Genomic DNA, 4,377 nt, shown 5'->3' with positions numbered 1-4,377 from the left:
GTAGGTGAGGACGACGCGGTCGAGCAGCTGCTTGAGGCTCTGCTCACGCTCAGGCGCACCGACGGCGCCGCGGAAGTACTTGGTGGTGACGATCGTGGAGGCATTGACGCTCCAGAAGTCGGGGAACTCGACACCGCGCTGCTCGAAGACGTTCTCGCCGGTCTTCCAGTTTGTCTGCACGACGTCGCGGCGCTCCCACGTGACGGCGTCGTACGGGTGCACCCCCTCGGTGGTGTAGACGCGCTGGATCTGCAGGCCCTTGGGGGCGCCTGACTTGCCCGCTGCCTTGCGGGGTGAACCGGTGGGTCCGTTGACCGTTTCCGTCATCGTGCTGCTCCTTGTTGGTCGCGCGTGGTGTGTGGTGGTGCTTGTAGACGTGCTGTGCTTATTGACGTGCTGTGCTTCTAGAAATGCTGTGCTTCGTTGTGAAGTTCAGTGGTTGTCGTGCTGTTCGTCGTGCCGCTGCTTCTGCTGGGCGGCCTGCTCGGCGAGCTCGCCATCGGCGCCGGCGGCCATCAGGCTGGCGATCTCGGCGGCGAAGTCATCGACGGAGTCGAACGACTTGTAGACGCTCGCGAACCGCAGGTAGGCGACCTCGTCGAGACTCTTGAGCGGCTCGAGGATGGCGAGGCCGACCTCGTGGGCCTCGATCTCCGCCGCCCCGTTGTCGCGCAACGCGTCCTCGACCTGCTGGCCGAGACGCGCCAGGTCGTCGTCGGACACCGGCCGGCCCTTGCAGGCCTTGCGGACGCCGGCGATGGCCTTGTCACGGAGGAACGGCTCGGTGGCACCGGACCGCTTGACGACCGTGAGCTGCATCTGCTCGATCGTGGTGAAGCGCTTCTCGCAGGAGGAGCAGACGCGACGACGGCGGATCGCGCCACCCTCGTCGGCGACGCGGCTGTCGAGAACTCTGGTGTCAGTGTTCTTGCAGAACGGGCAGTGCATCGCGCAACTCCTCTCATACCGAAGTACTTGTTGAATCTGCTTCCACGACTTCGCAGCTTGGGCCTTCGGAACTGGCCCGGTTGGGGAAAAGATGTGGAAACTGTGTGGACATCTGAACGAATCGGTGGGTAACCCCCAACATCCTGTGCAACTAGATGTGGAGAACTACATCTGTGTAACTACTAGATATAGTGCAATCGTACGCCGCACAGGTGACCCGTGCAACACGATCGCAGAGACGTCCGACACTTTTTTGCAGGGCCTGCATCTGTGCAGGTCAGGGCCGATCTGGCGTCGCACATCGCGGCGTGTCGCAGGACCGTGAGCCACACCTGTGTCAACACTTCTGGCACTGCCGACATGGCCCGGGGCGTGCCGGAGCCGACACCAATTGCAGAACCGCTATGTCTTCTGGGCCCACCGCAGGAACTGCGCGACATGGTGCAGATCGCCAAAACCGTCGCCGCCGAGCTCGACGAGCAGGTCATTCGTCCAGACCACGAGGCGGCCGACCGTCCAGGAGCCAACTCCCGCGGCGGGCACCCCGATGCCGTAGACAGCCTCGGCGATCGCGCGCTTCTCGTCGAGACCGAGGATGGGCAGGAAGCGGTGGGGCTCGGCGACGGCGAGGGTCTTCGTGAGCAGCGCCTCGCCGTACCCGGGCATCGCCTGCGCGAAGGTGCCGTCAGCGAGGTTGGTGAACCGGTCCTCAAGATCACCGCTCCCCCGCAGCAGGTGCCCGGTGACGGCACGCACGCGACGCGCGCCCTCCAGCTCTCCCATCAGAGTCCACGCCTTGTCGAGCGCGGCCGTGCTGCCCTGTTCCGCGCCGGTGGGGTCGTGGACGAACTGCTGCAGGTCGAAGTTCGCCGCGCGGTCGAGCCCGTCGGCGGAAAACACCCACTGATACTTCTTCCAGTGCGACGCGACCGTGGTGTCCGGCTCGTACGGGACGGTCGCAAGGAACTGTTGCTTGAGCGACAGGGCGCGTTCGACGGCTTCGAGCGGGGCGTCGTCAACGGTCGGGAACTGCTTGCGCGCGACGATGATCGGGAGCACCGAGGGCTTCGCCGGCGCAGCGACCCGCGACGACGAACGAGCCTTCGGGCGTGCGGCGGCCGACGTCGGCGCCTCAACCGCGGTCCCGTACGTGAAGGTGAACGCGCAGTCCTTGCACTCGGCTTCCTTGCGGCCGTCGGGCAGGGTGCGCAGGAGAAAGACGTCGTCCTCGCGGACGCACAGTGGACAGACGATCAAAGCCATGTCACCACGTTATGCCGCGTGGCTCAGGCCCGAAGAGGTCGGCCACTCAGTGGTCGCATCCGTGCCGCCGACGGTGATGGTTTCGGTGAACGTCAGTCATCTCCGTCAGAGTGCGGATGATGGTGACGTTCGTGCCGCCGAACCCGGGAATTGTTCTCGCGCACCATGCCGGCTCCCCCGTCGCCAGACGGGCGGTCCCGCTGACAGCAATGACGCGTTCGATGGTCCTCAACCATCGACGCAGAGGCTTCCCAGCACCCCACGCCACTGCATCGGTGGACAATCTCGGCGCGCATACATCGCCAAGGTGGGGGTACAACTGAGGTATGGCTACTACTCCGAAATACACCATTCCCGGCCTCACGCCTGCCGAAGGTGAGAAGGTCGCTGGCATCCTCCAGGAGCGGCTCAATGCGCTGAACGACCTGCAGCTCACCCTGAAGCACGTCCACTGGAACGTCGTGGGCCCACACTTCATCGGTGTGCACGAGATGATCGACCCGCACGTCGATGAGGTCCGTGGCTTCGTCGATGAGACCGCAGAGCGCATCGCCACCCTTGGCGTCTCGCCCCAGGGCACGCCCGGTGCCATCGTCAAGGGACGCTCATGGGAGGACTACTCGCTCGGACGCGGCACCACCAACGAGCACCTCGGCGCGCTGGACGAGGTCTACGTCAACCTCGTCGCCGACCACCGCAAGGCGCAGGCGGCCGTAGCCGACATCGACCCGATGACCGAAGACATGATCATCGCCCAGTCTCGCTCGCTCGAGCTGTTCCACTGGTTCGTCCGTGCACACCTGGAGAACTCCGGTGGCGCGCTGTCGACCGACGGGGCCGACTCAGAGAAAAAGGCCTCCAAGGCAGCGAGCGACGCCGCCGACGTCATCGAGTAGAACGCACCCCCTGCTCGGAGCCCCGACTCGCCTCGCGCGGATCGGGGCTTCGTCACGTCTGGCCAGGTCTCGCGTCGGCGGATCCCGGCACAGCGTCTGGCAGCTCAGCGGGCGTAGCTGCGCAGCGCTGGCTCGGCCGGGAGCGTCTTCGCCGACGATGTGTTCTGGACCGTGACCGCCAACGCCGACGCAACGTCGACGGCGAAGGTGGCGAGGTTGACCGAAGGCATGGTCGGGATGCCGCACCTTCGGGGCACGCGCGACACCGTGGCCGGGCCCGCGTGCGTCAACGCGTCGATGCCGACGAGCCAGGCCGCGTTGTCGTAGGCCATGCCGAAGTGCTCGACGATCTCGAGCGGGCAGATGTCCTGCACCGTGGTGTTGGTGACGTTGGGGCCGGCCCGCAGGAATCCGGCGGTGGGCGGGGCCACGATCTCGTCGTACCTGGTCGCGACGACGGTGTAGCTGATGCCGGGCCACGTCTCGGGCCCGGAGTTGAGCGCCGTCAGGAAGTGCGAACCGGTGCTCTGCTGCCAGTTGGCTGCCGAGCAGCCACGTTGCAGAACGCACAGGGCGACGCCCGAGCTGGAGCCGTGGTTCGAGCTGGCGAGGCCCACGTAGTCGTCGACCATGGCGCGGGTGTCGGGCCAGTACTTGAGCGCCCAACGCCCGACCATGCCGCCTTGGCTGTGACCCACGATGCTGATGCGACGACCCGCCGCCCGGTTCATGACCCTGATGGCGTTGACGACGTACTCGGCCGACACCTGGATGTCGCCGGTGGCCCCGTTGGGGCTGTCGAGCTCGCAGTGCGGACGCTTGGCGGCGTCCATGGCACGCACCCAGTTCCACGACCAGTTGGCCTTCGACGTCGAGGTGGTGCCGTGCAGAAAGAGCACCGGTGCCTGTTTGCCCGACCTGAGGTTGCCGGTGCAGGACAGCGCGTGGTTCATCGTCGACGTCGGCACGGTGAGACGTGGGCCGGTCGAGGTGGCGGCGGTCGCCGGCGGCGCGGCGAGGAGCCCGGCGGCCAGCCCTGCGCCGACAGCAACGATGCCGGCCCGAACGATCGTCGATCGCGCACTCGTCATGATGTCCCCTCGATATTCCTCATCGTCGCCCGTGACCGGGGTCACAGGCTCAACGAATCCGGACTGCGCGGGTCACGGTCAGCGGTTGCGCGGGTGATTCTTCGCGATGCGTTCGTTGTTGCGGCTGTAGTTACCGGTCAGCCGGGCCATCAGCAGCTGCGGGTCAGTGTTCTCGGCCT

4 protein-coding genes and 1 pseudogene are annotated in these 4,377 nt (G+C 66.1%); 1 reads left to right on the top strand and 4 read right to left on the bottom strand.

Annotation, left to right across the window (positions count from 1 at the left end; translation table 11 throughout):
- The 3 genes and pseudogenes from H7290_RS07810 to H7290_RS07800 all read right to left on the bottom strand — a co-directional run.
- Positions 1 to 327: pseudogene (locus H7290_RS07810) on the bottom strand (vitamin B12-dependent ribonucleotide reductase); the annotation flags it as partial.
- Positions 328 to 432: 105 nt separating this feature from the next.
- Complete coding sequence (gene nrdR, locus H7290_RS07805) at positions 433 to 948, bottom strand: transcriptional regulator NrdR (protein ID WP_290513459.1); 516 nt, start codon at positions 946 to 948, stop codon at positions 433 to 435.
- Positions 949 to 1,350: 402 nt separating this feature from the next.
- Positions 1,351 to 2,211, bottom strand: a complete 861-nt coding sequence (locus H7290_RS07800; protein WP_290513458.1) for a hypothetical protein — start codon at positions 2,209 to 2,211, stop codon at positions 1,351 to 1,353.
- Positions 2,212 to 2,537: 326 nt separating this feature from the next.
- Here H7290_RS07800 and H7290_RS07795 point away from each other — a divergent pair, with 326 nt between their 5' ends.
- Entirely contained in the window at positions 2,538 to 3,107 is a 570-nt protein-coding gene (locus H7290_RS07795) for a DNA starvation/stationary phase protection protein (RefSeq protein ID WP_290513457.1), read from the top strand.
- A gap of 104 nt (positions 3,108 to 3,211) precedes the next feature.
- On the opposite strand, the gene H7290_RS07790 is transcribed toward H7290_RS07795, so the two are convergent.
- Complete coding sequence (locus H7290_RS07790) at positions 3,212 to 4,198, bottom strand: alpha/beta fold hydrolase (RefSeq protein ID WP_290513456.1); 987 nt, start codon at positions 4,196 to 4,198, stop codon at positions 3,212 to 3,214.
- Positions 4,199 to 4,377 lie beyond the last annotated feature (179 nt).

Origin of the sequence: Aeromicrobium sp., assembly GCF_014378035.1 — a bacterium.
Classification (GTDB): domain Bacteria; phylum Actinomycetota; class Actinomycetes; order Propionibacteriales; family Nocardioidaceae; genus Aeromicrobium.
The sequence above is the reverse complement of the archived record's forward strand: the minus strand, read 5'-3'. Positions and strand labels throughout refer to the sequence as shown.